This window comes from Pseudescherichia sp. (assembly GCF_031987975.1).
Classification (GTDB): Bacteria; Pseudomonadota; Gammaproteobacteria; order Enterobacterales; family Enterobacteriaceae; genus Pseudescherichia.
In genome coordinates, this window is the sequence record NZ_DALZYX010000002.1 from 303,572 (window position 1) to 326,255 (window position 22,684).

A 22,684-nucleotide genomic window follows, 5' to 3' on the forward strand; every position below is an offset into this window, starting at 1 on the left:
AAGACATGTCTAAGTTTTTTATCGATCGCCCCATTTTTGCATGGGTTATCGCGATCATTATCATGCTGGCGGGGGCGCTTTCGATCCTCAACTTGCCGATAGCGCAGTATCCTTCGATCGCGCCACCGGCAGTGACGGTCTCAGCTACCTACCCTGGCGCAGATGCGAAAACGGTGCAGGATACCGTGACGCAGGTTATCGAACAGAATATGAACGGTATCGATGGCCTGCTCTATATGTCCTCCACCAGCGACTCGTCGGGTACGGTGCAGATCACGCTGACCTTTAACTCCGGTACCGATGCGGACATCGCGCAGGTTCAGGTGCAGAACAAACTGCAGCTGGCCATGCCGCTGCTGCCGCAGGAAGTACAGCAGCAGGGCGTCAGCGTTGAGAAGTCATCCAGCAGCTTCCTGATGGTGCTGGGGATGATTAACACCGATGGCTCGATGACCCAGGAAGATATTGCCGACTACGTGGGCGCGACGGTGAAAGATCCGGTTAGCCGTACCGCGGGCGTCGGTGACGTGCAGCTGTTTGGTGCCCAGTATGCGATGCGTATCTGGATGGATCCGAATAAGCTGAACAACTTCCAGCTCACCCCGGTTGACGTGATTAATGCGATTAAAGCGCAGAACGCCCAGGTCGCCGCAGGCCAGCTCGGCGGTACGCCGCCGGTGAAAGGCCAGCAGCTGAACGCCTCGATCATTGCTCAAACCCGTCTCACCTCAACGGAAGAGTTCGGTAAAATTCTGCTGAAAGTGAACCAGGATGGCTCTCAGGTTCGCCTGCGCGACGTGGCAGAGATTGAGCTGGGCGGTGAGAACTACGACGTCATCGCCAAGTACAACGGTCAACCGGCGTCGGGTCTGGGGATCAAGCTGGCAACCGGTGCCAACGCGCTGGATACAGCTGAAGCGGTACGCGCAACCATTGAGTCTCTCAAGCCGACTTTCCCGGCGGGCCTGCAGGTGGTCTACCCGTACGACACCACGCCGTTCGTTAAAATTTCTATTAACGAAGTGGTGAAAACGCTGGTCGAAGCGATCGTACTGGTGTTCCTGGTGATGTACCTGTTCCTGCAGAACTTCCGTGCGACGCTGATCCCAACGATTGCCGTTCCGGTGGTGCTGCTGGGAACTTTCGCGATCCTCAATGCCTTCGGCTACTCGATAAACACCCTCACCATGTTTGGTATGGTGCTGGCTATCGGCCTGCTGGTGGATGACGCCATCGTGGTGGTAGAGAACGTCGAACGTGTTATGGCCGAAGAGGGTCTGCCGCCCAAAGAGGCGACGCGGAAATCGATGGAACAGATTCAGGGCGCGCTGGTGGGTATTGCCCTGGTGCTGTCAGCGGTATTTATCCCGATGGCCTTCTTCGGTGGTTCTACCGGGGCGATCTATCGCCAGTTCTCGATTACTATCGTTTCGGCGATGGTGCTGTCGGTGATTGTGGCGCTGATCCTGACGCCAGCCCTCTGTGCCACTATGCTGAAGCCGATCGCTAAAGGCGACCACGGCGAAGGCAAAAAAGGCTTCTTCGGCTGGTTTAACCGCATGTTTGATAAGAGCACGCACCACTACACCGACAGCGTAGGGAATATTCTGCGCAGTACCGGTCGTTATCTGCTGCTTTATATCATTATTGTTGCGGGCATGGCGTTCCTGTTTGTCCGTCTGCCAACCTCGTTCCTGCCAGATGAAGATCAGGGTGTATTCCTCACCATGGCACAGTTGCCGGCAGGGGCAACCCAGGAGCGTACCCAGAAGGTGCTCGATGAGGTAACGGATTACTACCTGAAAGAAGAGAAAGCGAACGTTAACTCCGTGTTTAGCGTTAACGGCTTCGGCTTCTCGGGCCGTGGCCAGAACACCGGTATTGCATTCGTCTCCCTGAAAAACTGGGAAGAGCGTGCAGGGGAAGAGAACAAAGTTCCGGCCATTACGGGCCGCGCCAGCGCGCGTTTCGCACAGATTAAAGATGCGATGGTCTTCGCCTTTAACCTGCCGGCAATTGTTGAGCTGGGTACGGCAACGGGCTTCGACTTCCAGCTAATTGACCAGGGCAACCTTGGCCATGACAAGCTAATGCAGGCGCGTAACCAACTGCTTGGCGAAGTGGCGAAACACCCTGACATGCTGGTGGGCGTCCGTCCTAACGGCCTGGAAGATACGCCGCAGTTCAAGATCGATATCGATCAGGAGAAAGCGCAGGCGCTGGGTGTCTCCATCAGCGACATCAATACCACGCTGGGTACGGCCTGGGGCGGTAGCTACGTAAACGACTTCATCGACCGCGGTCGCGTGAAGAAGGTATACGTGATGTCACAGGCTAAGTACCGTATGCTGCCAAGCGATATCAATAACTGGTACGTGCGCGGCAGCGATGGCCAGATGGTGCCGTTCTCGGCGTTCTCTACGTCGCACTGGGAGTATGGTTCTCCGCGTCTGGAGCGCTATAACGGTCTGCCATCGATGGAGATCCTGGGTGAAGCGGGTGCAGGCAAGAGTACTGGTGAAGCGATGGATCTGATGGAGCAGCTGGCGGGTACGCTGCCTGCGGGCGTAGGCTATGACTGGACGGGCATGTCCTATCAGGAGCGCCTCTCCGGTAACCAGGCCCCTGCCCTGTACGCCATCTCGCTGATCGTGGTCTTCCTCTGTCTGGCGGCACTGTACGAGAGCTGGTCGATTCCGTTCTCGGTTATGCTGGTTGTTCCATTGGGAGTTATCGGTGCACTGCTGGCGGCGACGTTCCGCGGGCTGGGCAACGACGTCTACTTCCAGGTAGGTCTGCTGACTACCATTGGCCTGTCGGCGAAGAACGCGATACTTATCGTCGAGTTCGCCAAGGATCTGATGGATAAAGAGGGCAAAGGGCTGATTGAGGCAACGCTCGAGGCGGTACGTATGCGTCTGCGTCCTATCCTGATGACCTCGCTGGCGTTTATCCTCGGCGTTATGCCGCTGGTAATCAGCACCGGCGCAGGCTCCGGCGCGCAGAATGCAGTAGGTACTGGCGTTATGGGCGGGATGGTAACGGCAACCGTGCTGGCCGTCTTCTTCGTACCGGTCTTCTTTGTGGTGGTACGCCGCCGCTTTAGCCGCAAATCAGAAGATGTTGAACACAGCCATGCCGTTGAACATCACTAATCCACTCTGAATCTTAACGAGTTGTAAATCAAAGGCCGCGCAAGCGGCCTTTTCATTTTCTGCCTGAAAATCATCATGACGACTTATTGTTTATTGCATTATTTTCTGTAGTAGATATATGTCGCATAATTCCTATAGCTTAAAGGATTATCTTAAGAAGTGAAGATATTCTTAATTAATAGTAAAGATACATTCACGTAAGAATATTCTTAACCATGCGTGAGCAGACGAGAGAGGTTCACCCCTTTGATGGAGGGTAAATCGAAAGCAAAAGATGATAATTGTAATTTTTCGTAATCGCTCCAGGAAAACTTTTTCAGAGTGACTTATAGTTAAATTGAGGCGCAAGAGCAGCTTAGACGCCGCCCTCAAGGAGGTATCCATCCCGAAACAGTGTTCCATGTGAAAAAAAAGCCACTTTAAAGGGGATACGTTATGGACGAATACTCGCCAAAAAGGCATGATGTCGCGCAGCTGAAATTTCTTTGCGAAACGTTGTACCATGATTGCCTCTCAAACCTTGAAGAGAGCCACCATGGCTGGGTTAACGATCCCACGTCGGCAATCAATTTGCAGTTAAATGAGCTGATTGAGCATATTGCGACCTTCGCACTTAATTATAAAATTAAGTACAATGAAGATAATAAACTGATTGCCCAGATTGACGAATACCTGGACGACACGTTCATGCTGTTCAGTAGCTATGGCATTAGTACAGAAGACTTGCAGAAATGGCGCAAATCCGGCAACCGCCTGTTTCGCTGTTTCGTTAATGTGAGCAAGGCTAACCCTGTTAGCTTGTCCTGTTAAAACTATTACAAATACATAGGTGAATTTATGTCTGATAAACCATTAACAAAAGTAGATTATTTGATGCGCCTGCGGCGCTGTCAGACAATTGATACGCTTGAACGCGTGATTGAAAAAAATAAATACGAACTTTCTGACAATGAGCTGACAGTATTTTATTCCGCAGCCGATCACCGTCTGGCTGAGCTGACAATGAATAAGCTTTACGACAAAATTCCCTCCTCCGTGTGGAAATTTGTTCGCTAGATCGCGCACGCTTCTATTGCGATTTCTCGCTGCCTTTATCAGACGCGTTTTGGTGGATCCCAGGGTCGGGCACTTGTCTCGTAAAGTAATGTGAACTACTTCACATACTACAACCGCCGTTATACTCTTTCAGGCTATCTCACTCCAGGATGCTCCTGTTATGTTTAACAGTGAGATAGCCATGAGTACAGAAAAGCAGAAAATGATTGCCGGCCAGCTTTACCGGTCTGGCGATGAGACATTACGGGCAGATCGCCTGCGTGCCAGGGAACTGCTGCATCAGTATAATCACTCCGCCCCATCAGAAAAGAGCGAACGGCGCGCCCTGCTTGCCGAGCTGCTCGGTAAAAGCGGTAATGGCTACATAGAGCCGAGCTTTCGCTGCGACTATGGCTACAATATTTTTCTCGGCAATGATTTTTACGCTAACTTTGACTGCGTAATGCTGGATGTCTGTCCGATCCATATTGGCGATAACTGCATGCTTGCCCCAGGCGTGCATATTTATACCGCTACCCACCCGCTTGATGCGACCGAACGCAACAGCGGATTAGAGTTTGGTGCCCCCGTCACTATTGGTAATAATGTCTGGATCGGTGGTCGGGCGGTGATAAACCCTGGCGTGACCATTGGTAATAACGTGGTGATTGGCTCCGGCAGCGTGGTTATTCGCGATATTCCCGATGACGTAGTGGTGGCAGGTAACCCGGCGCGGATCATTAAAAAGCTGCCGCTGGCCTCGGCTTAACTGTTATGGTTTTTTGTCGCCTGTCTGTTACTTTTTTATCACTGCCACGGATCGTAAAATAGGCTGTTTCACCTGCGTTTTGTCCGATCTCCAAAGGTAAAAAATGACAGAAATAGAGCGACTGCTTACCCAAACTATTAATGAGCTAAATATCCGCGAGAAGCGTGACAATCGGCCGCGCTTCAGCATTAGCTTTATTCGCAACCATCCCTGGCTGTTTATCGGCATGTACGTTGGCTGGTTTGCTACCCTGGCGGTGATGCTCCAGTCCGAAACCCTGGCCGGCTCCGTCTGGCTGCTGGTAGTGCTTTTCGCCCTGCTGAACGGTTTCTTCTTCTTTGACGTTTATCCGCGCTACCGCTATGAGGATATTGACGTGCTCGATTTCCGCGTCTGCTATAACGGTGAGTGGTACAACACACGCTTTGTGCCGCCTGAGCTAATCGATGCCATTATGCAATCGCCTGCGGTAGACGCAGCGCAAAAGAGCCAGCTGCAGCAGATGGTGCAGAAAAAAGGCGAGCTTTCGTTCTATGACGTCTACTCGCTGACGAAGCCCAAAGCCGGGCCACATGCCCAGCCGCAGGTCGCTTCTTGAGTCAGTATAATCACTACGGACAGCCGGTTGGCGATGCCCTTCCCGGCTGGCAACCTCGCCCGCTGCCACAGCGCGTTGTTCTACATGGACGCTACTGCCGCCTTGAGCCGCTGACGCGCTCTCATGCCGATGCGCTCTTTGCCGCGTATCAGCTCAGCGGCGATGGGCGCAGCTGGACATGGCTGGCGCGCGAACCGGAAGAGAGCATAGAACAGTATGCGGCGTGGGTTGAGAGCGTAGAGCAGCTAACGGATCCGCTCCACTTTGCCGTCATTGATACGCAAACCGACAGGCCGGTAGGCACCCTTGCGCTGATGCGAATTGACGCCAGCAACGGCGTCATCGAAGTCGGCCATGTCCACTTCTCTTCTTTGCTGAGCCGTACCCCCGCCTCGACCGAGGCCCAATGGCTGTTGATGCGCTACGCCTTTATGACGCTTGGCTACCGCCGCTACGAGTGGAAATGTAACAGCCTTAATGAACCCTCTCGGCAGGCCGCGCTGCGCTTAGGCTTTCAGTATGAGGGCCGCTTTCGCCAGGCATTAGTCGTCAAGGGCCACAACCGCGATACCGACTGGTTCTCTATCATTGACGGTGAGTGGCCAGACATTGACGCCGCCATGCAACGCTGGCTGTCCCCGGATAACTTCACCACCGACGGCAAGCAGCGCCACTCACTGGCCTCGCTACGAACGTAGCTCGTTGATTATCAACGAAACGGCTACCAAACCGCTCTCTCAATCTGAATTGACATTCCAAAAAAAAGTATTACATTTATAGATAACAGCGTTGCTTATTGAGAGCGCTGTTAAGCAGTAAGATGTAATGTATGAATGCGATAAAGGCCACGAAGTATTGTTGTATGGGAGAATCGGCGTAGCGTAACTATGTTGTAAGTCTACCCGATGACGCTTTAAGGCCACGTAGTCAGTATCTACAATCGCAGGGTGTGAACGAAAATCGCGATGATGTAAGGCCCCGTTGTATGTAGTATGGGTTGCGTGTTGAAACGTCATGTTTTAAAACGCAATGGAAGTAAGGCCACGCATCAAAAAGTCTATATCGCGAAGGGTGTGTACTTAAGTATCGAGGTCTAAGACCTTAGCGTGTACATTTAAAGCAGTATCATAAGCAGTATCATGTAGTTAAGTTCCTTAATGTTAAATGCAATATCAGCAGTACCCTAAGAGCCCTGACTTCTCCGGTCAGGGCTCTTATCATTTTGGCCTGCCGCGAACCGCATCCCCTGCCTTATCTATTTTTCGCAAAAGCACTTGATCCCACCCGGTCATAAATTAGAAAAGAAGGTTATTGGTTGAAAATTTGGCGTTAAGGCACTCTGCCAGAAAGCCAATATGAGGAGTCAGCCATGACCGCTACCCGCCTGCCCGTTCTTGATCTGTCGCACTTTTCCGATCCCGTTGCTCGTCCCGTTTTTCTGGAACAGCTGCGCCATGCCGCACGGGATATCGGCTTCTTCTATCTGGTGAATCACGGCGTCGATGACGCCTTGCAACGCGCCGTCCAGCAGGAGGCGCGCCGCTTCTTTGCCCTTCCCGACGGTGAGAAGCAACAGGTGGCGATGATCCACTCTCCCCATTTTCGCGGCTATAACCGGGCGGCCTCTGAGCTAACGCGCGGCCAGCCTGACTGGCGCGAGCAATTTGATATTGGCGCTGAGCGTCCGGCCCTGAACGTTGCCGGGGACGATCCGCGCTGGCGGCGTCTGCAGGGACCAAACCTGTGGCCAGAGGCGCAGCCGACCCTGAAGCCTGCCCTGCTCGCCTGGCAAAAAGCGATGACCAGCATGGCACTCAACCTGCTGCGCGCCTTCGCCCAGGCACTGGATCTGCCTCCGGACGCCTTTGATGCGCTGTATGGCGATAAGCCTAATGAGCACATCAAGCTGATCCGCTATCCAGGCCAGCCGGCAACCGAGAGCCAGCAAGGCGTCGGCGCACATAAGGACTCCGGCTTCCTGAGCTTCCTGCTGCAGGATGAACAGAGAGGCTTGCAGGTAGAAGTGGCACCGGGCCGCTGGCTGGATGCCGCCCCGCTGGCCGGGAGCTTCGTCGTGAACATTGGTGAGCTGCTGGAGCTGGCCACCAACGGCTATCTGCGCGCCACGGTGCACCGGGTGGTCTCCCCCGCTGCCGGGCAGGAGCGGCTATCGATCGCCTTTTTCCTCGGTGCACAGCTGGACGCGGTGGTGCCGGTCTACGCCCTGCCCGAGCAGCTGGCGCAGGAGGCGCTAGGGCCAGAGAGCGATCCGCAGAACCCACTGCTGCGTGACGTGGGCTGGAACTACCTGAAAGGTCGGCTGCGATCCCATCCGGACGTGGCCGAGCGTTACTACCGGGACGTGCTGCGCGAGCGCAGCGAACAGCTGATTGCCTGATCAAACCTACCGTCATAACGATAAAGGATAAAAATCATGAAACCTGCAGCATTTAAACTGGCTGGCCTGGCACTTTCTCTGTCTCTGGCATGGGGTTCCGCCCATGCGGAAGCGTTGCGCATTGCGGCGGACGCCGTGCCACACGCGGAAATTCTTAACTACATCAAAACGTTCGATCCGAAGCTGGACATCAAGGTGGTGGAGCTGACCAGCGGCGTCAACGCCAACGAACTGCTAGCTAACGGCGACGTCGATGCCAACTACTTTCAGCACGTTCCGTATCTAAAAGATCAGGAAAAGGCGCTGGGCAAAACCTTTGCCGTGGCGGCGACGGTTCATATTGAGCCGCTGGGCATCTACTCACGTAAGTATAAAGATTTCAAGTCGGTACCTGACAACGCCACGGTGGCAGTACCGAATAACACGACCAATCTGAGCCGCGCTCTGTTCCTGCTGCAAAGCCAGGGGCTGATTAAGCTCAACGCGAAGTTTACCGATCCGGCTACCACCCTCGCCACGCCGAAGGACATTGCCGAGAATCCGAAGCACATTAAAATTCTTGAGATCGAGTCCCCGCAAATCCCGCGCTCGCTGGACGACGTCGATCTGGCGGTAATCAACGGCAACTATGCGCTGGAGGCGGGCCTGACGCCTGCTAAAGACGCGCTGGGGCTGGAGAGCGCCGAGCATAATCCCTACGCCAATATTCTGGTGACCAATCCGGCGCTGGCCAACGATCCGCGTATTAAGGAGCTGGCAAAGGATCTCACCTCGCCGCAGGTAGCCGAATTTATCCGTAAAAACTACAACGGATCGGTTATTCCGGTCGCGCCGCAGTCATGATTGTGATTGAAGGGCTGAGTAAAACTTATGCCGGAGCAGGCCGACCGGCGCTGAATGACATCTCGTTAACCGTTCCTGAAGGCGCTATTTACGGTATCCTCGGGCGCAGCGGCGCGGGTAAGAGCACGCTGATCCGCTGCCTGAACCTGCTGGAGCGGCCGACTACGGGCCGTATTCTGGTCAACGGGCACGACATCACCGGCTTCGATAAAGCGGCGCTGCGCGCGCACCGTCTGAAAACCGGCATGATTTTTCAGCACTTCAATCTGCTGCATGCCCGCAGCGTGGCGGACAACGTCGCCGTGCCGCTGGAGATCGCCGGCGTCGCTAAAGCGCAGCGCCGGGCGCGGGTCGAGGAGCTGCTGCATCTGGTAGGACTGAGCGACAAAGCGCAGGCCTTCCCCTCGCAGCTCTCCGGCGGGCAGAAGCAGCGCGTCGGCATCGCCCGGGCGCTGGCGGCGCGCCCGCAGGTGCTGCTCTGTGACGAGGCCACCAGCGCGCTGGATCCAGAGACCACCCAGTCGGTGCTTAGCCTGCTGGCGGATATCAATCGCCAGCTCGGCCTGACGATTGTGCTGATTACCCATCAGCTGGAGGTGGTAAAAAGCCTCTGCGATCATGCGGCGCTGCTGGAGAGTGGCGAGCTTGTCGAAAGCGGCAAGATTGCCGATCTGCTGGTGACGCCGTGGTCGCGCCTGCGCCAGGCGCTGCTGCCCGATCCGCAGGCGGAACGCCTCTTCCTGGAACGACATGGCTTTAACGGGAGGCCGCTATGCGTAGCATGAGCTGGGATGAGCTGTGGCCGATGCTGCTGAACGGTACCCTGGAGACCGTCTACATGGTGGCGCTGGCCGCCCTGTTTACCGTGCTGATCGGCCTGCCCATCGGCGTTGTACTCTATATTTCCCGGGCAAACGGCCTGCTGCCGATGCCTAAAACCAACGCCGTGCTGGGGGCCATTATTAACCTTGGCCGCTCGCTGCCGTTTATCGTGCTGCTGATTGCGCTGATCCCTTTTACACGGCTGCTGATTGGCACCACGCTGGGCAGCACCGCTGCGGTGGTCCCCATCACCATCGGCGCGTTCCCCTTCTTTGCCCGGCTGACGGAGAACGCGCTGGACGAGGTGGACTATGGGCGAATCGAAGCCATTCTGTCGATGGGGGGCAGCGTCTGGCACGTCATTGCTAAAGCGCTGTTGCCGGAGGCGCTGCCGACGCTGCTGGCGGGGACCACGCTCACCGTAGTGATGCTGATTGGTTTCTCTTCAATGGCTGGGGTCATTGGCGGCGGCGGGCTGGGGGATCTGGCCATTCGCTACGGCTACCAGCGCTTTAACGACCAGGTGATGGTGGGCACGGTAGTCATTTTAGTGGCGCTGGTTCAGGGGGTGCAGATGACCGGCGATCGTCTGGTACGTCGGCTGGCCCACCGCCGCTAGCGCTACGCTTTTTTCATTAAACGCTTTTTGCATCAAGGAATTTTGGCGTGAAATAGCAGAGGATCGCCGCAGAGAATGGTATAAAGATTACACACATCTGCTGCTGACTCTCTTTCGCCATATATCAAAAAGGAACGTTTGATGATGACAAGCCGACGGCTGGTAAGCGTTGTTACCGTTGTCCTGATCCTTGCGGTGCTCGTCCCGGTGGGACTGAGCATCTGGCTGGCGCACCGCCAGGCGCAGGAGACCTTTATAAAAGAGCTGGACGCTTACGCCAGTCGGGTTGTGATGCGCACCCAAAAAGTGGTTCAGCAAGCCAAATTAGCCCTCAAAGAGATTGACCAGTTTACGGGCACGCCCTGTAGCCCCGCCCATCTGCTGGCAATGCGCAGGGTTGCCTTTGCTAACCACTACGTGCAGGAGATGATCTACGTTGACCACCTGCAACCCGTCTGCTCGTCGCTGGAAAACCATAGCCGGGAAGGTATGCTCCCGCCGCCAGAGAGGATCACCCCGGACGGTTACCAGGCCTGGCTCACCACCCAAAACGATATCGGCTTAAACCGCATCATGGCTGCGCTGGGCAGCGAGCGCCATGTAGTAATGATCGATCCCCTGTCGTTTATTGACGTCCTGCCCTTTGGGGCATGGCCCATTGACGTGTCGCTGGTGAGCATGACGACCAACCGACTGATTGCCAGCAGCGGCGGGTTCAATCCTGCGATCTGGCAGCAGGCGCGGCAAAGTACGCTGACACGTTTCCAGCAGAAAGGCATCCTGTATGATGTACGCCGCTTCCCCGAGTTGGGGTTAGCCATTATTACCGCTGCCTCCCTCGATCCACTGGGGAAAAACCTGCACCGGCAGCTGCTGATTTGGCTTCCGATCGGCGTGCTGATGAGCCTGCTGATCGCGTTCTTCCTGCTGCGGATGCTTCGCCGTCTCCAGTCGCCCCACTATCGCATTCTGGATGCCATTAACGCCCGCGAAATCGAGGCCTACTACCAGCCGATTGTCGCTCTGGGCAGCGGAAAAGTGGTCGGGGCCGAGGCGCTGGCCCGCTGGCGGCAGGCCGACGGTCGCTTTCTCACACCGGATATCTTTATTCCGCTGGCGGAGCAGTCTGGCCTGATGCCGCAGCTCACGCAGCTGATTATTGAGACGGTATTCAGCGATCTGGGACCATGGCTACAGCGTCATCCGGATCAACACGTCTCGATCAATCTCGATCCCGGCGATCTGGTGTCGAAGCGCCTCCCCCCTCTGCTCAGCACGCTGCTGACCCGCTGGCAGCTCAGCGCCTCGCAGATTGCCCTTGAGATCACCGAGCGCGGCTTTGCCGATCCAAAAGTCAGCTCCCCGGCCATTGCCGAGCTTCGCCGGGCGGGGCACGCGATCTATATCGACGACTTCGGCACCGGCTACTCCAGCCTGAGCTACCTGCAAAATCTTGAGGTCGATATTCTGAAGATCGATAAATCCTTTGTTGACGCGCTGGAGTACAAAAACGTCACCCCGCACATTATCGAGATGGCAAAAGCGCTGGGGCTGGCGATGGTCGCAGAAGGGGTTGAGACCAAAGGCCAGCTTGAGTGGCTGCGCAGTCACGGGGTGCAGTTTGCCCAGGGCTGGTTCTACAGCAAGGCGCTGCCAAAGGAGGCGTTTATAGTGTGGGCCGAAGAGAATCTCCAGCCCTATCAGGCTACGCCTGACGCCAGCTGAAGGCGTAGCGCACTCGCTCCTCAGTCAGAATAAACTCCGGTGACACGCTCGGACTCCACGAGTCGTCGCCGCCTACCCCCATATGAAACGCGTCGAGGTTAAGCCAGCAGCCCCCCTCTTCGCGCAGCAGATGGTGATGGGTCGTGTCATGGAGCTGACTCTGGCCGTAGCGGCTGAGAGAGAAATGAAAATGCCCGTTCAGCCGGTGCGCGCCGTACTCTAGTTGCCGCGTATCACAGCGCAGCCCGTTATCGCTGGGGAAGATATAGGGCGTGTGCAGCGCGCTTAGCGGCAGCGTCCAACATCCCTGGCTTGCCGCCAGCCTGCGGTCCGGGTAGTTCTCATGCGGCCCCAGACCCAGCCAGCTCGCGGACTCCTCCACCGCAGCCAGCTGGCAGCAGAGACCTACCCTTGCCGGTGGCGGCGCGTCAGTGGCAATCTGCACCTCAACCTCACCATGCAGCACGCCGTGGCTGTCGATGCGCCAGCGCTTATCACTGATAAACAGCACCTTATCTCCATGCTCCCAGACGTGGCGGGTCGTAACCACTACCTCTCCGGCACTCTCCTGCGCCGCGCAGTGCAGCAGGCGCGGCGTCATGGCGTACATGCCCGCCGCCTTCCAGCGTTCGACCCATGCGTTGGGATCGATTCGCGTCACCTCGCTGATACCAATATCGTTATCAAGCGGCGCGCGGGTAAACTGATCCCGAACCGGGGTCAGCAGGGTCGGCGTTTCCCCACACCACCACTGCTCCAGATCGCCGCTGCGGCGCGAGAAGTGCCAGCGCCGATCCTGCCAGCTGACGCTAAACGCCTCGTCGCTGGTTGCCAGCGTTGCGCCCGGACCTGCCTCCTCCTGTGGTGGAATAGCCAGCGGCGCAGGCAGCCGCCACTGATCCCACGCGCAGCGGTAATTTTCTGGCGACCACGCGGTAGCCTGCGGCTGGTAAACCTCAACGTTAAGCCATACCTCACCCGGCACAGCAGACAGCGCAGGCGCATCAATCTCCAGCCGCTGTACGCCCTGGGGCTGGATCTCTAGCCGCTGTTCGCCCTCGGCCAGCACGTCACCGTCGCGGGCAATGTGCCAGCGCAGCACCTCGTTATCCGCCTGGCGGAAAAGGTACTCGCTATGGATCTCAACCACCAGCGGCGTGGTGCTAAGCAGGCGGAACTGGAAAAACTGCTGCGCGCGCTGGGCCTCATAGAGGGCCGGATGCGGGGTGCGATCCGGGAAGACCAGCCCGTTCATGCAGAACTGGCGATCGTTCGGGGTATCACCAAAATCGCCGCCGTAGGCCCAGAAGGCGTTACCGTTTTCATCACGCCTGGTCAGCGCCTGATCGACCCAGTCCCAGACAAAGCCGCCCTGCAGACGAGGGTTATCGCGAAACGCCTGCCAGTATTTGGCAAAGCCGCCAAAGCTGTTGCCCATCGCATGGGCGTATTCGCAGAGGATCAGCGGGCGCGTCTCATCCGGCAGAGCAATCCACTTCTTAATCGACCATTTCGGCACGGCGGGGAAAGGCTGGTCCATATCCACGCGGGCATACATCGGGCAGATAATATCGGTCGCCGCCGTGTTCGCCCCGCCGCCCTCGTACTGCACCGGGCGGGTGGGATCGCTGGACTTCACCCAGCGGTAGAGCGCGTCATGGCTCGCCCCATGGCCGGACTCGTTCCCCAGCGACCAGATAATAATCGAGGGATGGTTGCGGTCGCGCTGCACCATGCGGGTAACGCGCTCGCTCATGGCGGGGAACCACTGGGGATCGTCCGCCAGGCGGCTCATCGGCACCATGCCGTGGGTTTCAATATTGGCTTCATCGACTACATACAGGCCGTAGCGATCGCACAGGCGGTACCAGAGGGGATGGTTCGGATAGTGGGAGCAGCGCACGGCGTTAAAGTTATGCTGCTTCATCAGCTCAATATCCCGGCGCATGGTGGCCTCGTCTACCGCCTGGCCGTTTTCCGGATGATGCTCATGGCGGTTAACCCCGCGGATCAGCAGCGCCTTACCGTTGACCTTCAGTTGGCCGTTGCTAATTTCTACCTTCCGCACGCCCACGTCGCAGGCTTCGGCCTCCAGCAGCCTGCCCTGCGCATCCAGCAGCGCGATGGTCAACCGGTAGAGATGCGGCGTCTCGGCGCTCCAGAGATCTGGCTTATCGACAGAGAGATCGACGCTCAGCCGCTCGGCCCATGCGCCACGTTCGTCCACAATCGCGCTGCCGGGGCGCTGCTCTGCGCTGGCGATCTGCTCCTCGCCGCGCCACAGGGTGATGGCCACCCGGCAGTCGGCTAGCTCACCGGCAAGCTGGACGGTAGTGCTTATCCGGGCATGGTTATAATCTGCGTTCAGCGCGGTCTCAACCTGGAAGTCGCTAATGTGGGTGGCAGGCTTATGCAGCAGTACCACGTCGCGGAAGATACCGCTCATGCGCCACATATCCTGATCCTCAAGATAGCTGCCGTCACACCAGCGCAGCACCATCACCGCCAGGCGGTTAGCGCCGGGCCGCAGCACCGCGCTGAGATCGAACTCCGCGGGCAGGCGGCTATCCTGCGAATAGCCAATCCACTCCCCGTTGCACCAGAGATAGAAAGCCGAGTTGACCCCTTCAAAGATAATTCGCGTCTGGCCGCTTGCCAGCCACTCCGCGTCCACGTTAAACGTCAGCGAGTAGCAGCCGGTAGGGTTCTCCGCAGGGACAAACGGCGGCTTAACCGGGATCGGGTAGGTGACGTTGGTGTAGATCGGCGTATCGAATCCCTGCATCTGCCAGTTGGAAGGAACCGGCATGGCAACGGCGCTGGCGCAATCCGCTTCTATCCACGACGCTGGCACAGCTTCCGGAGCGGAATAGAAGCTAAACCGCCATTCGCCATTGAGCAGCCGCCATGAGGAGGAGTGGCTATCCTGAGCCGCCGCAGCGGCGTCACGCCAGCTGCGCAAGGGAACGTGCATCGGCAGGCGATTCCAGTGGGTCACAACCGGGTTTTCCCAGTCGCGGCGGGCAAGCAGGGTGTTCAGTGCAGCAGCGGACATATCGACCTCATTATTTTTGCGAAGCGCTCACAATTTCCTTTACGATGCCCCGACGAGGGATAAAGGTAAAGGATCGCCATCGCCATAAGCGGGGTCGATCACAAAAGCGACTGGGCTTTCAGGCCGAGCTGCGGATAACCAGCGTGACCGGCAGCAGCGTCTGGCTAAGCTCAGCATCCGCGGGCGGCTGGAGCAGCCACTCCACGCTGCGCTCCCCCGCCTCCCTAAAGGCCTGACGTACCGTCGTCAGTGGCGGCGTATACCATGCGCTATCGGCGGTATCGTCATAGCCGATAACCGAGATCTGGCCGGGAACCGCGATCCCCTTTTCCGCACAGGCGCGCAGCACCCCAAGCGCCATCTGATCGTTTGCCACCAGGATAGCCTCGGGCAACGGACGTAAGGCCAGCAGCCGGCTAGCCTGTTCATACCCTGAGGCCGCGCTCCAGTCGCCGTGGACGCAGGCCGCTGGGGTGACGTTTGCCTGTGCCAACGTCTCCAGCCAGCCCGCAAGACGCGCCCGCGCTGAGACCGAGCTTTGCGGCCCACCGAGCAAGGCGACAACGCGATGACCCAGCGTCAAAACGCGCCCGGCCCCCAGCCTCGCCCCCTGTGCGGCATCAAACACCAGGCTATTGACCTTTGCCGTCGGGCTAACGTCGAGAAACAGGGTTGGCGTCGGATGAGCCAGCGCCGCCAGCGCCTCGGCCTGGTCATCTTCCAGCGGCAGATTGATCAGCAGCCCGGTAACCCGTTGGGCCAGCAGCTCCTGTAACGCCAGCAGACAGGCCGCCTGGGTCGCCTGCTCGGGCATGGCGATGATCACGCCGGCCCCGGACTGCGCGGCGCGGTTTTTCACTGCCGAGGCGATCTGGGACGGGGCGTGAAGAGCCAGATCGCTGGTGAGCAGCCCCAAAGTGCGGCTACGCTTGCCCGCCAACTGCTGCGCGCCAAGGTTGGGAACGTAGTTCAACTCGCGCATGGCAAAGAGCACTTTTTCGCGGGTACGCACCGAGACGTGTTCCGCCTGGTTAATAACGCGGGAGACGGTCTGATAGGAGACGCCCGCGTGACGGGCAACATCGTAAAGCGTAATGGATTTCATGGTGTTACCCTGGCAGCTGGCGTGCCGCCAGTGTACCCTAAACCGCTCCCCCTTGCTGTGAGCGCTTCGCGGGTTTACAACACACGCTCCTGCGGCTGGCTGACCGGCGCAACGCGGGACGGCTGGCGAAACCATGGCAAACAGAGCTGGATCAGCGGGCCAATCGCCAGCGCGTAGAGCACCGTTCCCACGCCAAAGTTGCCGCCCATTACACAGCCCAGCAGCAGAACGCTCACCTCAATGGCGGTACGCACCGCGCGCACCGACCAACCGGTGCGGGCGGTGATGCCGGTCATCAGGCCATCACGCGGCCCGGCACCGAACCCGGCACCAATATACATCCCGGTCGCCAACGCGTTGACTACCACGGCGGCTATCAACACCAGGCTGCGTGCCAGCAACGACGCCAGGGGGGGCATTAGCGTCAGCGCAGCATCTGCGGCTAATCCAATGATCACCACGTTACTGATAGTGCCCAGGCCCGGACGCTGGCGCAGAGGGATCCACAGCAGTAGCACCAGCGCGCCGACGGCAATCATTACAACGCCAATATTGAGTGAAAGAAGCTGCGCTACGCCGAGGTGAAACACATTCCACGGATCGGCCCCGAGATCCGCCCGGATAAACATGGCGGTAGAGACGCCGTAGAACGTCAGGCCGATATAGAGTTGCAGAAGACGCCGCAGCATAGTTCACCTCATTCAATCAAAGAGAGTGACATCCTCTCTCTTACTGGCATTATCATTAATGACCAGTTTTAAAAAAGTGGACTGCCTATGTCATCACGTCGATTTGGAAGCCAGTCGCTGGTGCGCCTGCTAGGCCAGTGGCAACACACCGCGTCACGCACGCCGCTGTGGCAGCAGCTCTCCCAGGCGCTGCGGATGCTGATCCTCGACGGTCGGCTGGCGCTGGAGACCCGCCTGCCGGGAGAGCGCGAGCTGGCTGCTGCGCTCGGCATCAGCCGCACCACCGTGGCCAGCGCGCTGGCGCAGCTGCGTGACGAGGGTTTTCTTCTCAGCCGCCACGGCAGCGGCTCGGTCGTGATGCTGCCAGAAAGCAGCCGCACGGTGCCTACCCGGACAAACGCAGGCAGTGCGCTGGATCTCTCCACCGCCTCGCTGGGGGCCAGCCCGGAGATCCATCAGGCGTACCAGCAGGCGCTGATCGCTATGCCGCAGCACTTCGCCTCCACCGGCTACGATCAGCAAGGGCTGCTGACGCTACGTGAAGCGATAGCGGCCCGCTACGCTGCGCGCGGCCTGCCGACCCGGCCTGATGAAGTGATGATTGTTAACGGGGCGCTCAGCGGATTTGCGCTGATCCTGCGCCTGCTGACCGGGCCGGGCGACCGGGTCGTGGTCGATCACCCTACCTACCCGCTGGCGATAGCGGCGATTGAGGGAGCATCCTGCCGCCCGGTTGGCGTGGCGCTGCCGCCGCAGGGCTGGGATAGCGATGGGCTGGCGGCAACAATCGCCCAGACGTCACCGAGGATCGCCTATCTGATGCCGGATTTTCACAATCCTACCGGCCGCTGTATGGATGCTGTCACCCGGCAAACCGTGGCAGAGGTTGCCGCCCGTACGCGCACAACGCTGGTGGTAGACGAAACCATGGCCGATCTTTGGTATGACGCGCCGCCGCCTCCCCCGCTGGCGGCTTTCAGTCCTGATGCCTCGGTAATTTCCCTCGGCTCCGCCGCTAAAAGCTTCTGGGGGGGACTGCGGCTGGGCTGGATCCGCGCCCCGGCCCGCACCATCGCCTCGCTGGTACAGACGCGTGACACGCTCGATTTAGGAACCCCGGTGCTGGAGCAGCTTGCTGCCCGCTGGCTGATTGAAAATGGGGAGTCGTTTTTGCCCGCCCATCGGCAGATGCTTGCCGCTCGCCGGGATGCCTGTCTGCGTCTGATGCAGACGTTTTTTCCGCAGTGGCAGACGCAAAGCCCACAGGGTGGACTCTCTTTCTGGGTAGAGTTGCCGGAAGCGCTGGCAACGCGATTTGCTACCGGTGCAGAGAGCGCTGGTATTCATCTGGGGGCGGGTACACGTTTTGGTCTGGCGGGGGCGTTTGAACGCTATTTGCGTATGCCGTTTACTCAGCCGGAGACAGTATTACAAGAGGCATTTATGGCCTTACAGCCAATATGGTCTTCGTTAATTAACCAGCCGCCGCTTATACGGCAGCGCAAGTCTATTTAATGTGACAGCGATCGGCATTCCGATCGCGATATTGCTATTGTCGGGGAATGGGAAAACCTTTCAAGGCAATAATAAAACTCTCGCCCTGTTTCTTTATTTTTGCGCCTGCATCACACCACTCTGATGCAATACGAAAAAACTCATCTGTCCCGACATTCCAGTTCAGACGAACCTGTTTTACATAGCCGGAGCGCAGCTGTTCGCAGGCTTCAGCATAGTTACTGGCGGTTGACTGTAGCGGTTTCATTTTTTCTTCTTCAGCAGTTTACGTAACGCTTTGATCTCTTTAACGCTTAGTGCAGAAGCGTTCTCTTCTTCGGTATGCTGGCTGTCGATATCATCTTCTGAGATGCCGTCGCCGTTGGACTCAAAGGCCAGCTGAAGAAGCTTTTCGGTTGCCGTGCTTAAGTTCTCATTATTCGCCTCTGCATACTGGCGAAGTTTCTCTTTTACTGCTTCGTCAATTTTAACATTTAATACTGCGCTGACCATGATTATCCCTTTCGGTATAAATGAGACGAGTAATTAATACACCAGCTTTATGCGTTGATCCAGAAATAGTTTTCCTGGCGCGTTATCGATCACATTACTGTAATATTACTGTGGCAGGAATATATGACATAAAAATGACAATAGCATTTCAGTTTAATGACAAATAGATCTCAGGCAATACGACAGAGAGATGATCTTAAGCAGGAAGCAAACTGCACGTGAAGAGACTGGCATAGCGAAGGGCAGAAATGGGTGGGGGCCCTGCCAGCTACATCCCGGCACACACGTCATCTGCTCTGGCTGCTTCCTTCCGGATCTGACCTGGTAAACAGAGTAGCGTTGCGGGAGAACCAACAGGGCCCCCATTGAGAGCGTTGTTAACCAACGCGCGGACGCATTATTACCGTATGGCCCGGCAATTGCAAGCCGCAGCCTGCTGGATGCTGGTTTATTGCGCAACCGCCTCTTCACAGGCCAGCAAGCGCTGATTATGCTGGTGAGAGACTTTTCAGGAAACCGTTATGGCAGACAACGACTCTTTTCCCCAACGGGTGTGGCAAATCGTCGCCGCGATACCGCCCGGTTCAGTGACCACCTACGGCGAGGTGGCACGGCTGGCTGGCTCGCCGCGTGCGGCACGCCAGGTGGGCGGCGTGCTCAAACGCCTGCCGGAAGGCAGTACGCTGCCGTGGCATCGGGTAGTGAATCGTCAGGGGCATATCTCCCTCACCGGGCCGGATCTGCAGCGCCAGCGTCAGGCTCTGCTCGCCGACGGCGTACAGGTATCGGGTAATGGCATAATCGATTTAGCGCGCTATCGCTGGAACTATTGAAAAACCCTCTCCGGGGAGAGGGTTTGATCGTTACAGCTGCGTTGGTGCGGGAGTCGCTGACGAAGGGTTAACCTGCGTTGGCGAGGTAGACGGCACGGTGGTTGCTGCCCCACCGCTCTGCTGCATCGGCACAGCGGTCTGCTGAACCGGCACCAGCGTCAGGTCGATACGGGTACCGCCCTGATTAACCGCTGGCTTGATGCCATCAGTAATAAACACCAGCTTATTATCAATGGTGATCGCGGCGCTTAGCAGAATACGCGCGTCCGGCTGCACCAGCGCCGGGTCAAACGGCAGTTCATAGCTGAACGGAGCCTGTTTACCTTCGGTACGAACGGCACGCTGGGCGATGACTTTAGACGGCACGTCGGCCTGGGAAGCATCGGCCAGGGTCACGGTCAGTACTGCATCCGGCGGCAGAGCCACCTTCTGACGGATCCAGATCGTACCAGAGACGTTAGGCTGCTTAATCACGGACTGCGTTGAGGCAATGGAAGTATTTGGGTTTGGTGCGGGCGTCTGGATATCTGCGCTTTTGTCGGCACAGGCAGCCAGAGAAACGGCAACCGCTAAACCACTTAACATGTGCACGAGTTTCATTGAGTTCTCCTTATCTTCAATGCACCAGCAGGTATGACGCCCGCCAGAATCAGTGGTTAATACTTAAATCGTATCGAACGCCAGTAAGTGTGGCACACATCACTGATTTTTGCCTGGAAACAGCCGTGTATTCAGATTTTTGCACCCATCGGACCACTTGCAATTCTGGGTTATACTCTGCCTGTATCCGCTCCGGTCGCTTTTATTTTATTGAGGACACCTATGAGTCAAGCGCTGAATAATCTGCTGACGTTGCTTAATCTGGAAAAAATCGAAGAGGGTCTGTTTCGCGGTCAAAGCGAGGATTTGGGCCTGCGCCAGGTCTTTGGTGGCCAGGTCGTGGGACAGGCCCTCTATGCAGCAAAGGAGACCGTTCCGGCAGATCGCCTCGTTCACTCTTTCCACAGCTATTTTTTACGCCCCGGCGACAGCCAAAAACCGATTATTTATGACGTAGAGGTGCTACGCGACGGCAACAGCTTTAGCGCCCGCCGGGTCGCCGCCATCCAGAACGGTAAACCTATTTTCTATATGACGGCGTCCTTCCAGGCACCCGAGCCAGGCTATGAGCATCAGAAAACCATGCCTGCCGCCCCTGCCCCGGATAATCTGCCGTCGGAAACGGACATTGCCCGTTCGCTGGCCCATCTTCTGCCACCGCAGGTAAAAGAGAAGTTTCTCTGCGATAAGCCGCTGGAGATCCGCCCGGTTGAGTTTCATAACCCCATGAAGGGTCACGTGGCTGAACCAACCCGCCAGGTATGGATCCGCGCCAACGGCACGATGCCGGCGGATTTTCGCACCCATCAGTACCTGCTGGGCTACGCCTCTGACTTTAACTTCCTGCCGGTAGCGTTACAGCCGCACGGGGTCGGTTTTCTGGAGCGGGGCATGCAGGTTGCCACTATCGATCACTCGATGTGGTTCCACCGTCCGTTTGATATGAACGAGTGGCTGCTCTATAGCGTGGAGAGTACCTCCGCCTCCAGCGCACGCGGCTTTGTACGCGGCGAGTTCTATACCCAGGATGGCGTGCTGGTGGCGTCCAGCGTGCAGGAAGGGGTGATGCGCAACCGTAACGAATAAATAAAAAAACCTCCCGCAGGCGGGAGGTTTTCCAGAGGGTTAAACCAGACTACGCGTTGTAAGCGTTTTCGCCATGGCTGTTCACATCCAGGCCTTCGCGCTCCTGCTCTTCCGGTACGCGCAGGCCAACAATCATGTCCGCCAGCTTGTAACCGATGAAGGCGACGACGCCTGACCAGACGATGGTGATAGCGATACTTTCCAGCTGGACCAGCACCTGATGCCCCATGGTCACGCCTTCGGCGTAGCCGACGCCGCCCAGGGACGTAGAGGCAAACACGCCGGTCAGGATACAGCCTACGATACCGCAGACGCCGTGCACACCGAACACGTCACACGGGTCGTCAACGCGCAGCCAGCGTTTCAGCATGGTCACGCCCCACAGACCGGCCAGGCCTGCCACGATACCGACAATCAGCGAACCGCCCACGCCGATGTAGCCACAGGCTGGCGTGACGGCAACCAGACCAGCAATCGCGCCGGAGCATGCACCCAGCAGAGACGGCTTGCCGCGGGTTGCCCACTCACCGAATACCCACGCGAGGATAGCGGCAGCGGTGGCAACAACGGTGTTCACAAACGCCAGGGCAGCGATTTCGCTGGCGGCACCGGCTGAGCCGGCGTTGAAGCCAAACCAGCCAATGTAGAGGATTGCGGTACCGATAAAGACCATCGGCAGGTTGTGCGGTTTAAACGCCTCTTTGCCGAAGCCAACGCGTTTACCAATCAGGTAGGCACCCACCAGGCCCGCAATCGCGGCGTTGATGTGCACAACCGTACCGCCGGCAAAGTCCAGCGCGCCGTGGGACGCCAGCAGGCCGCCGCCCCAGACCATATGGGCAATCGGTACGTAGGAGAGAGTCATCCACACCACCACGAAGATCAGTACCGCAGAGAAGCGGATACGCTCGGCTAGCGCGCCGACGATCAGGCCGACGGTGATGCAGGCGAATGAGCCCTGGAACGCAACGTGAATATACTGGTAGAAGCTGCCCATCACGGCGGTCAGCTCGATGTTTTTCAGCATCGCCCAGTTGAAGTCACCGAAGAAGTTGTTGCCCGTGCCGAACGCCAGCGAGTAGCCGTAGACCACCCACAGCACGCAGACCAGCGCAAAGGTCACGGTGACCTGAGTCAGCATCGAGAGCACGTTTTTGCCACGGATCAGGCCGCCGTAGAACAGCGCAATCCCCGGAATGGTCATAAACAGCACCAGTGCGGTGCAGATCATCATAAAGGCGTTATCTGCCTTGTCGGCCACGGCCGGAGCCGCCATCGCCAGACCCGGTAACGCTGCCAGTGCGGCCATCGCCGTTTTTAAGGTTACTTTTTTCATTTTTACCAT

At 57.6% G+C, this 22,684-nt stretch carries 21 protein-coding genes and 1 other RNA gene; 14 read left to right on the plus strand and 8 right to left on the minus strand.

The genetic code is table 11. The annotated features are described in order from the left end of the window. Window positions 1-5: 5 nt before the first annotated feature. From acrB to RTN40_RS04875, 11 genes are all read left to right on the plus strand, one after another. The gene (gene acrB / locus RTN40_RS04825; RefSeq protein ID WP_312227472.1) at window positions 6-3,155 is read left to right on the plus strand and encodes a multidrug efflux RND transporter permease subunit AcrB; all 3,150 of its coding nucleotides are present in this window, start codon (window positions 6-8) and stop codon (window positions 3,153-3,155) included. A 435-nt stretch (window positions 3,156-3,590) separates the two neighbouring features. After that, window positions 3,591-3,965: an Hha toxicity modulator TomB gene (tomB, locus tag RTN40_RS04830; RefSeq protein ID WP_042391644.1), complete on the plus strand. Its 375-nt coding sequence runs from the start codon at window positions 3,591-3,593 to the stop codon at window positions 3,963-3,965. A 27-nt stretch (window positions 3,966-3,992) separates the two neighbouring features. Further along, window positions 3,993-4,211 carry an HHA domain-containing protein gene (locus RTN40_RS04835; protein ID WP_042391642.1) on the plus strand — a complete coding sequence of 73 codons (219 nt, stop codon included), beginning with the start codon at window positions 3,993-3,995 and terminating at the stop codon, window positions 4,209-4,211. A 181-nt stretch (window positions 4,212-4,392) separates the two neighbouring features. Further along, window positions 4,393-4,959, plus strand: coding sequence for a maltose O-acetyltransferase (gene maa, locus RTN40_RS04840; protein WP_312227473.1), 567 nt, complete (start codon window positions 4,393-4,395; stop codon window positions 4,957-4,959). A 103-nt stretch (window positions 4,960-5,062) separates the two neighbouring features. Continuing rightward, complete coding sequence (locus tag RTN40_RS04845) at window positions 5,063-5,557, plus strand: YlaC family protein (protein ID WP_312227474.1); 495 nt, start codon at window positions 5,063-5,065, stop codon at window positions 5,555-5,557. Then, window positions 5,554-6,255, plus strand: coding sequence for a GNAT family protein (locus RTN40_RS04850; protein ID WP_312227475.1), 702 nt, complete (start codon window positions 5,554-5,556; stop codon window positions 6,253-6,255). The genes RTN40_RS04845 and RTN40_RS04850 overlap by 4 nt, the downstream gene beginning before the upstream one ends. Window positions 6,256-6,926: 671 nt before the next feature. Next, window positions 6,927-7,955 (plus strand): isopenicillin N synthase family oxygenase, encoded by a 1,029-nt coding sequence (locus RTN40_RS04855; RefSeq protein ID WP_312227476.1) that lies wholly within the window; start codon window positions 6,927-6,929, stop codon window positions 7,953-7,955. A gap of 36 nt (window positions 7,956-7,991) precedes the next feature. Then, complete coding sequence (locus RTN40_RS04860; protein ID WP_312227477.1) at window positions 7,992-8,798, plus strand: MetQ/NlpA family ABC transporter substrate-binding protein; 807 nt, start codon at window positions 7,992-7,994, stop codon at window positions 8,796-8,798. Beyond that, window positions 8,795-9,583: an ATP-binding cassette domain-containing protein gene (locus tag RTN40_RS04865; protein WP_312227478.1), complete on the plus strand. Its 789-nt coding sequence runs from the start codon at window positions 8,795-8,797 to the stop codon at window positions 9,581-9,583. The genes RTN40_RS04860 and RTN40_RS04865 overlap by 4 nt, the downstream gene beginning before the upstream one ends. Next, window positions 9,580-10,239 (plus strand): methionine ABC transporter permease, encoded by a 660-nt coding sequence (locus RTN40_RS04870; RefSeq protein WP_312227642.1) that lies wholly within the window; start codon window positions 9,580-9,582, stop codon window positions 10,237-10,239. The genes RTN40_RS04865 and RTN40_RS04870 overlap by 4 nt, the downstream gene beginning before the upstream one ends. A 144-nt stretch (window positions 10,240-10,383) precedes the next feature. Beyond that, entirely contained in the window at window positions 10,384-11,964 is a 1,581-nt protein-coding gene (locus RTN40_RS04875; protein WP_312227643.1) for an EAL domain-containing protein, read from the plus strand. On the opposite strand, the gene RTN40_RS04880 is transcribed toward RTN40_RS04875, so the two are convergent. The 3 genes from RTN40_RS04880 to RTN40_RS04890 all read right to left on the minus strand — a co-directional run bounded on the left by RTN40_RS04880 (window position 11,945) and on the right by RTN40_RS04890 (window position 16,813). Continuing rightward, window positions 11,945-15,019, minus strand: coding sequence for a beta-galactosidase (locus tag RTN40_RS04880; RefSeq protein WP_312227479.1), 3,075 nt, complete (start codon window positions 15,017-15,019; stop codon window positions 11,945-11,947). The genes RTN40_RS04875 and RTN40_RS04880 overlap by 20 nt on opposite strands. A gap of 118 nt (window positions 15,020-15,137) precedes the next feature. Next, window positions 15,138-16,124, minus strand: coding sequence for a LacI family DNA-binding transcriptional regulator (locus RTN40_RS04885; protein ID WP_312227480.1), 987 nt, complete (start codon window positions 16,122-16,124; stop codon window positions 15,138-15,140). Window positions 16,125-16,198: 74 nt separating this feature from the next. Continuing rightward, window positions 16,199-16,813, minus strand: coding sequence for a hypothetical protein (locus RTN40_RS04890; RefSeq protein WP_312227481.1), 615 nt, complete (start codon window positions 16,811-16,813; stop codon window positions 16,199-16,201). A gap of 87 nt (window positions 16,814-16,900) precedes the next feature. Between RTN40_RS04890 and RTN40_RS04895 the strand changes: the two genes are divergently transcribed. Continuing rightward, complete coding sequence (locus RTN40_RS04895) at window positions 16,901-18,328, plus strand: PLP-dependent aminotransferase family protein (RefSeq protein ID WP_312227482.1); 1,428 nt, start codon at window positions 16,901-16,903, stop codon at window positions 18,326-18,328. Between the two features lie 34 nt (window positions 18,329-18,362). On the opposite strand, the gene RTN40_RS04900 is transcribed toward RTN40_RS04895, so the two are convergent. The 3 genes from RTN40_RS04900 to ffs all read right to left on the minus strand — a co-directional run bounded on the left by RTN40_RS04900 (window position 18,363) and on the right by ffs (window position 19,176). Beyond that, entirely contained in the window at window positions 18,363-18,575 is a 213-nt protein-coding gene (locus tag RTN40_RS04900) for a hypothetical protein (RefSeq protein WP_238083401.1), read from the minus strand. After that, window positions 18,572-18,820 (minus strand): hypothetical protein, encoded by a 249-nt coding sequence (locus RTN40_RS04905; RefSeq protein WP_312227483.1) that lies wholly within the window; start codon window positions 18,818-18,820, stop codon window positions 18,572-18,574. Before RTN40_RS04905 ends, RTN40_RS04900 begins: the two co-directional genes overlap by 4 nt. Before the next feature lie 259 nt (window positions 18,821-19,079). Further along, window positions 19,080-19,176, minus strand: an RNA gene (ffs, locus tag RTN40_RS04910) — signal recognition particle sRNA small type. A gap of 165 nt (window positions 19,177-19,341) precedes the next feature. On the opposite strand from ffs, the gene RTN40_RS04915 reads away from it, so the two are divergent. Then, the gene (locus RTN40_RS04915) at window positions 19,342-19,653 is read left to right on the plus strand and encodes an MGMT family protein (RefSeq protein WP_312227484.1); all 312 of its coding nucleotides are present in this window, start codon (window positions 19,342-19,344) and stop codon (window positions 19,651-19,653) included. A gap of 30 nt (window positions 19,654-19,683) precedes the next feature. Here RTN40_RS04915 and RTN40_RS04920 read toward each other — a convergent pair whose 3' ends face one another. Continuing rightward, window positions 19,684-20,253 carry a YbaY family lipoprotein gene (locus RTN40_RS04920; protein WP_312227485.1) on the minus strand — a complete coding sequence of 190 codons (570 nt, stop codon included), beginning with the start codon at window positions 20,251-20,253 and terminating at the stop codon, window positions 19,684-19,686. 222 nt (window positions 20,254-20,475) lie between these two features. Here RTN40_RS04920 and tesB point away from each other — a divergent pair, with 222 nt between their 5' ends. Further along, complete coding sequence (gene tesB / locus RTN40_RS04925) at window positions 20,476-21,339, plus strand: acyl-CoA thioesterase II (protein WP_268108885.1); 864 nt, start codon at window positions 20,476-20,478, stop codon at window positions 21,337-21,339. Between the two features lie 49 nt (window positions 21,340-21,388). On the opposite strand, the gene amtB is transcribed toward tesB, so the two are convergent. After that, window positions 21,389-22,675 carry an ammonium transporter AmtB gene (amtB, locus tag RTN40_RS04930; protein ID WP_312227486.1) on the minus strand — a complete coding sequence of 429 codons (1,287 nt, stop codon included), beginning with the start codon at window positions 22,673-22,675 and terminating at the stop codon, window positions 21,389-21,391. Between the last annotated feature and the right edge of the window lie 9 nt (window positions 22,676-22,684).

Excerpts from the sequence above, each read along its gene's own strand:
- acrB (WP_312227472.1), top strand. The coding sequence starts at position 6 with ATGTCTAAGTTTTTTATCGATCGCCCCATTTTTGCATGGGTTATCGCG.
- tomB (WP_042391644.1), top strand. The coding sequence starts at position 3,591 with ATGGACGAATACTCGCCAAAAAGGCATGATGTCGCGCAGCTGAAATTT.
- RTN40_RS04835 (WP_042391642.1), top strand. The coding sequence starts at position 3,993 with ATGTCTGATAAACCATTAACAAAAGTAGATTATTTGATGCGCCTGCGG.
- maa (WP_312227473.1), top strand. The coding sequence starts at position 4,393 with ATGAGTACAGAAAAGCAGAAAATGATTGCCGGCCAGCTTTACCGGTCT.
- RTN40_RS04845 (WP_312227474.1), top strand. The coding sequence starts at position 5,063 with ATGACAGAAATAGAGCGACTGCTTACCCAAACTATTAATGAGCTAAAT.
- RTN40_RS04855 (WP_312227476.1), top strand. The coding sequence starts at position 6,927 with ATGACCGCTACCCGCCTGCCCGTTCTTGATCTGTCGCACTTTTCCGAT.
- RTN40_RS04860 (WP_312227477.1), top strand. The coding sequence starts at position 7,992 with ATGAAACCTGCAGCATTTAAACTGGCTGGCCTGGCACTTTCTCTGTCT.
- RTN40_RS04865 (WP_312227478.1), top strand. The coding sequence starts at position 8,795 with ATGATTGTGATTGAAGGGCTGAGTAAAACTTATGCCGGAGCAGGCCGA.
- RTN40_RS04870 (WP_312227642.1), top strand. The coding sequence starts at position 9,580 with ATGAGCTGGGATGAGCTGTGGCCGATGCTGCTGAACGGTACCCTGGAG.
- RTN40_RS04875 (WP_312227643.1), top strand. The coding sequence starts at position 10,384 with ATGACAAGCCGACGGCTGGTAAGCGTTGTTACCGTTGTCCTGATCCTT.
- RTN40_RS04880 (WP_312227479.1), bottom strand. The coding sequence starts at position 15,019 with ATGTCCGCTGCTGCACTGAACACCCTGCTTGCCCGCCGCGACTGGGAA.
- RTN40_RS04885 (WP_312227480.1), bottom strand. The coding sequence starts at position 16,124 with ATGAAATCCATTACGCTTTACGATGTTGCCCGTCACGCGGGCGTCTCC.
- RTN40_RS04890 (WP_312227481.1), bottom strand. The coding sequence starts at position 16,813 with ATGCTGCGGCGTCTTCTGCAACTCTATATCGGCCTGACGTTCTACGGC.
- RTN40_RS04895 (WP_312227482.1), top strand. The coding sequence starts at position 16,901 with ATGTCATCACGTCGATTTGGAAGCCAGTCGCTGGTGCGCCTGCTAGGC.
- RTN40_RS04900 (WP_238083401.1), bottom strand. The coding sequence starts at position 18,575 with ATGAAACCGCTACAGTCAACCGCCAGTAACTATGCTGAAGCCTGCGAA.
- RTN40_RS04905 (WP_312227483.1), bottom strand. The coding sequence starts at position 18,820 with ATGGTCAGCGCAGTATTAAATGTTAAAATTGACGAAGCAGTAAAAGAG.
- RTN40_RS04915 (WP_312227484.1), top strand. The coding sequence starts at position 19,342 with ATGGCAGACAACGACTCTTTTCCCCAACGGGTGTGGCAAATCGTCGCC.
- RTN40_RS04920 (WP_312227485.1), bottom strand. The coding sequence starts at position 20,253 with ATGAAACTCGTGCACATGTTAAGTGGTTTAGCGGTTGCCGTTTCTCTG.
- tesB (WP_268108885.1), top strand. The coding sequence starts at position 20,476 with ATGAGTCAAGCGCTGAATAATCTGCTGACGTTGCTTAATCTGGAAAAA.
- amtB (WP_312227486.1), bottom strand. The coding sequence starts at position 22,675 with ATGAAAAAAGTAACCTTAAAAACGGCGATGGCCGCACTGGCAGCGTTA.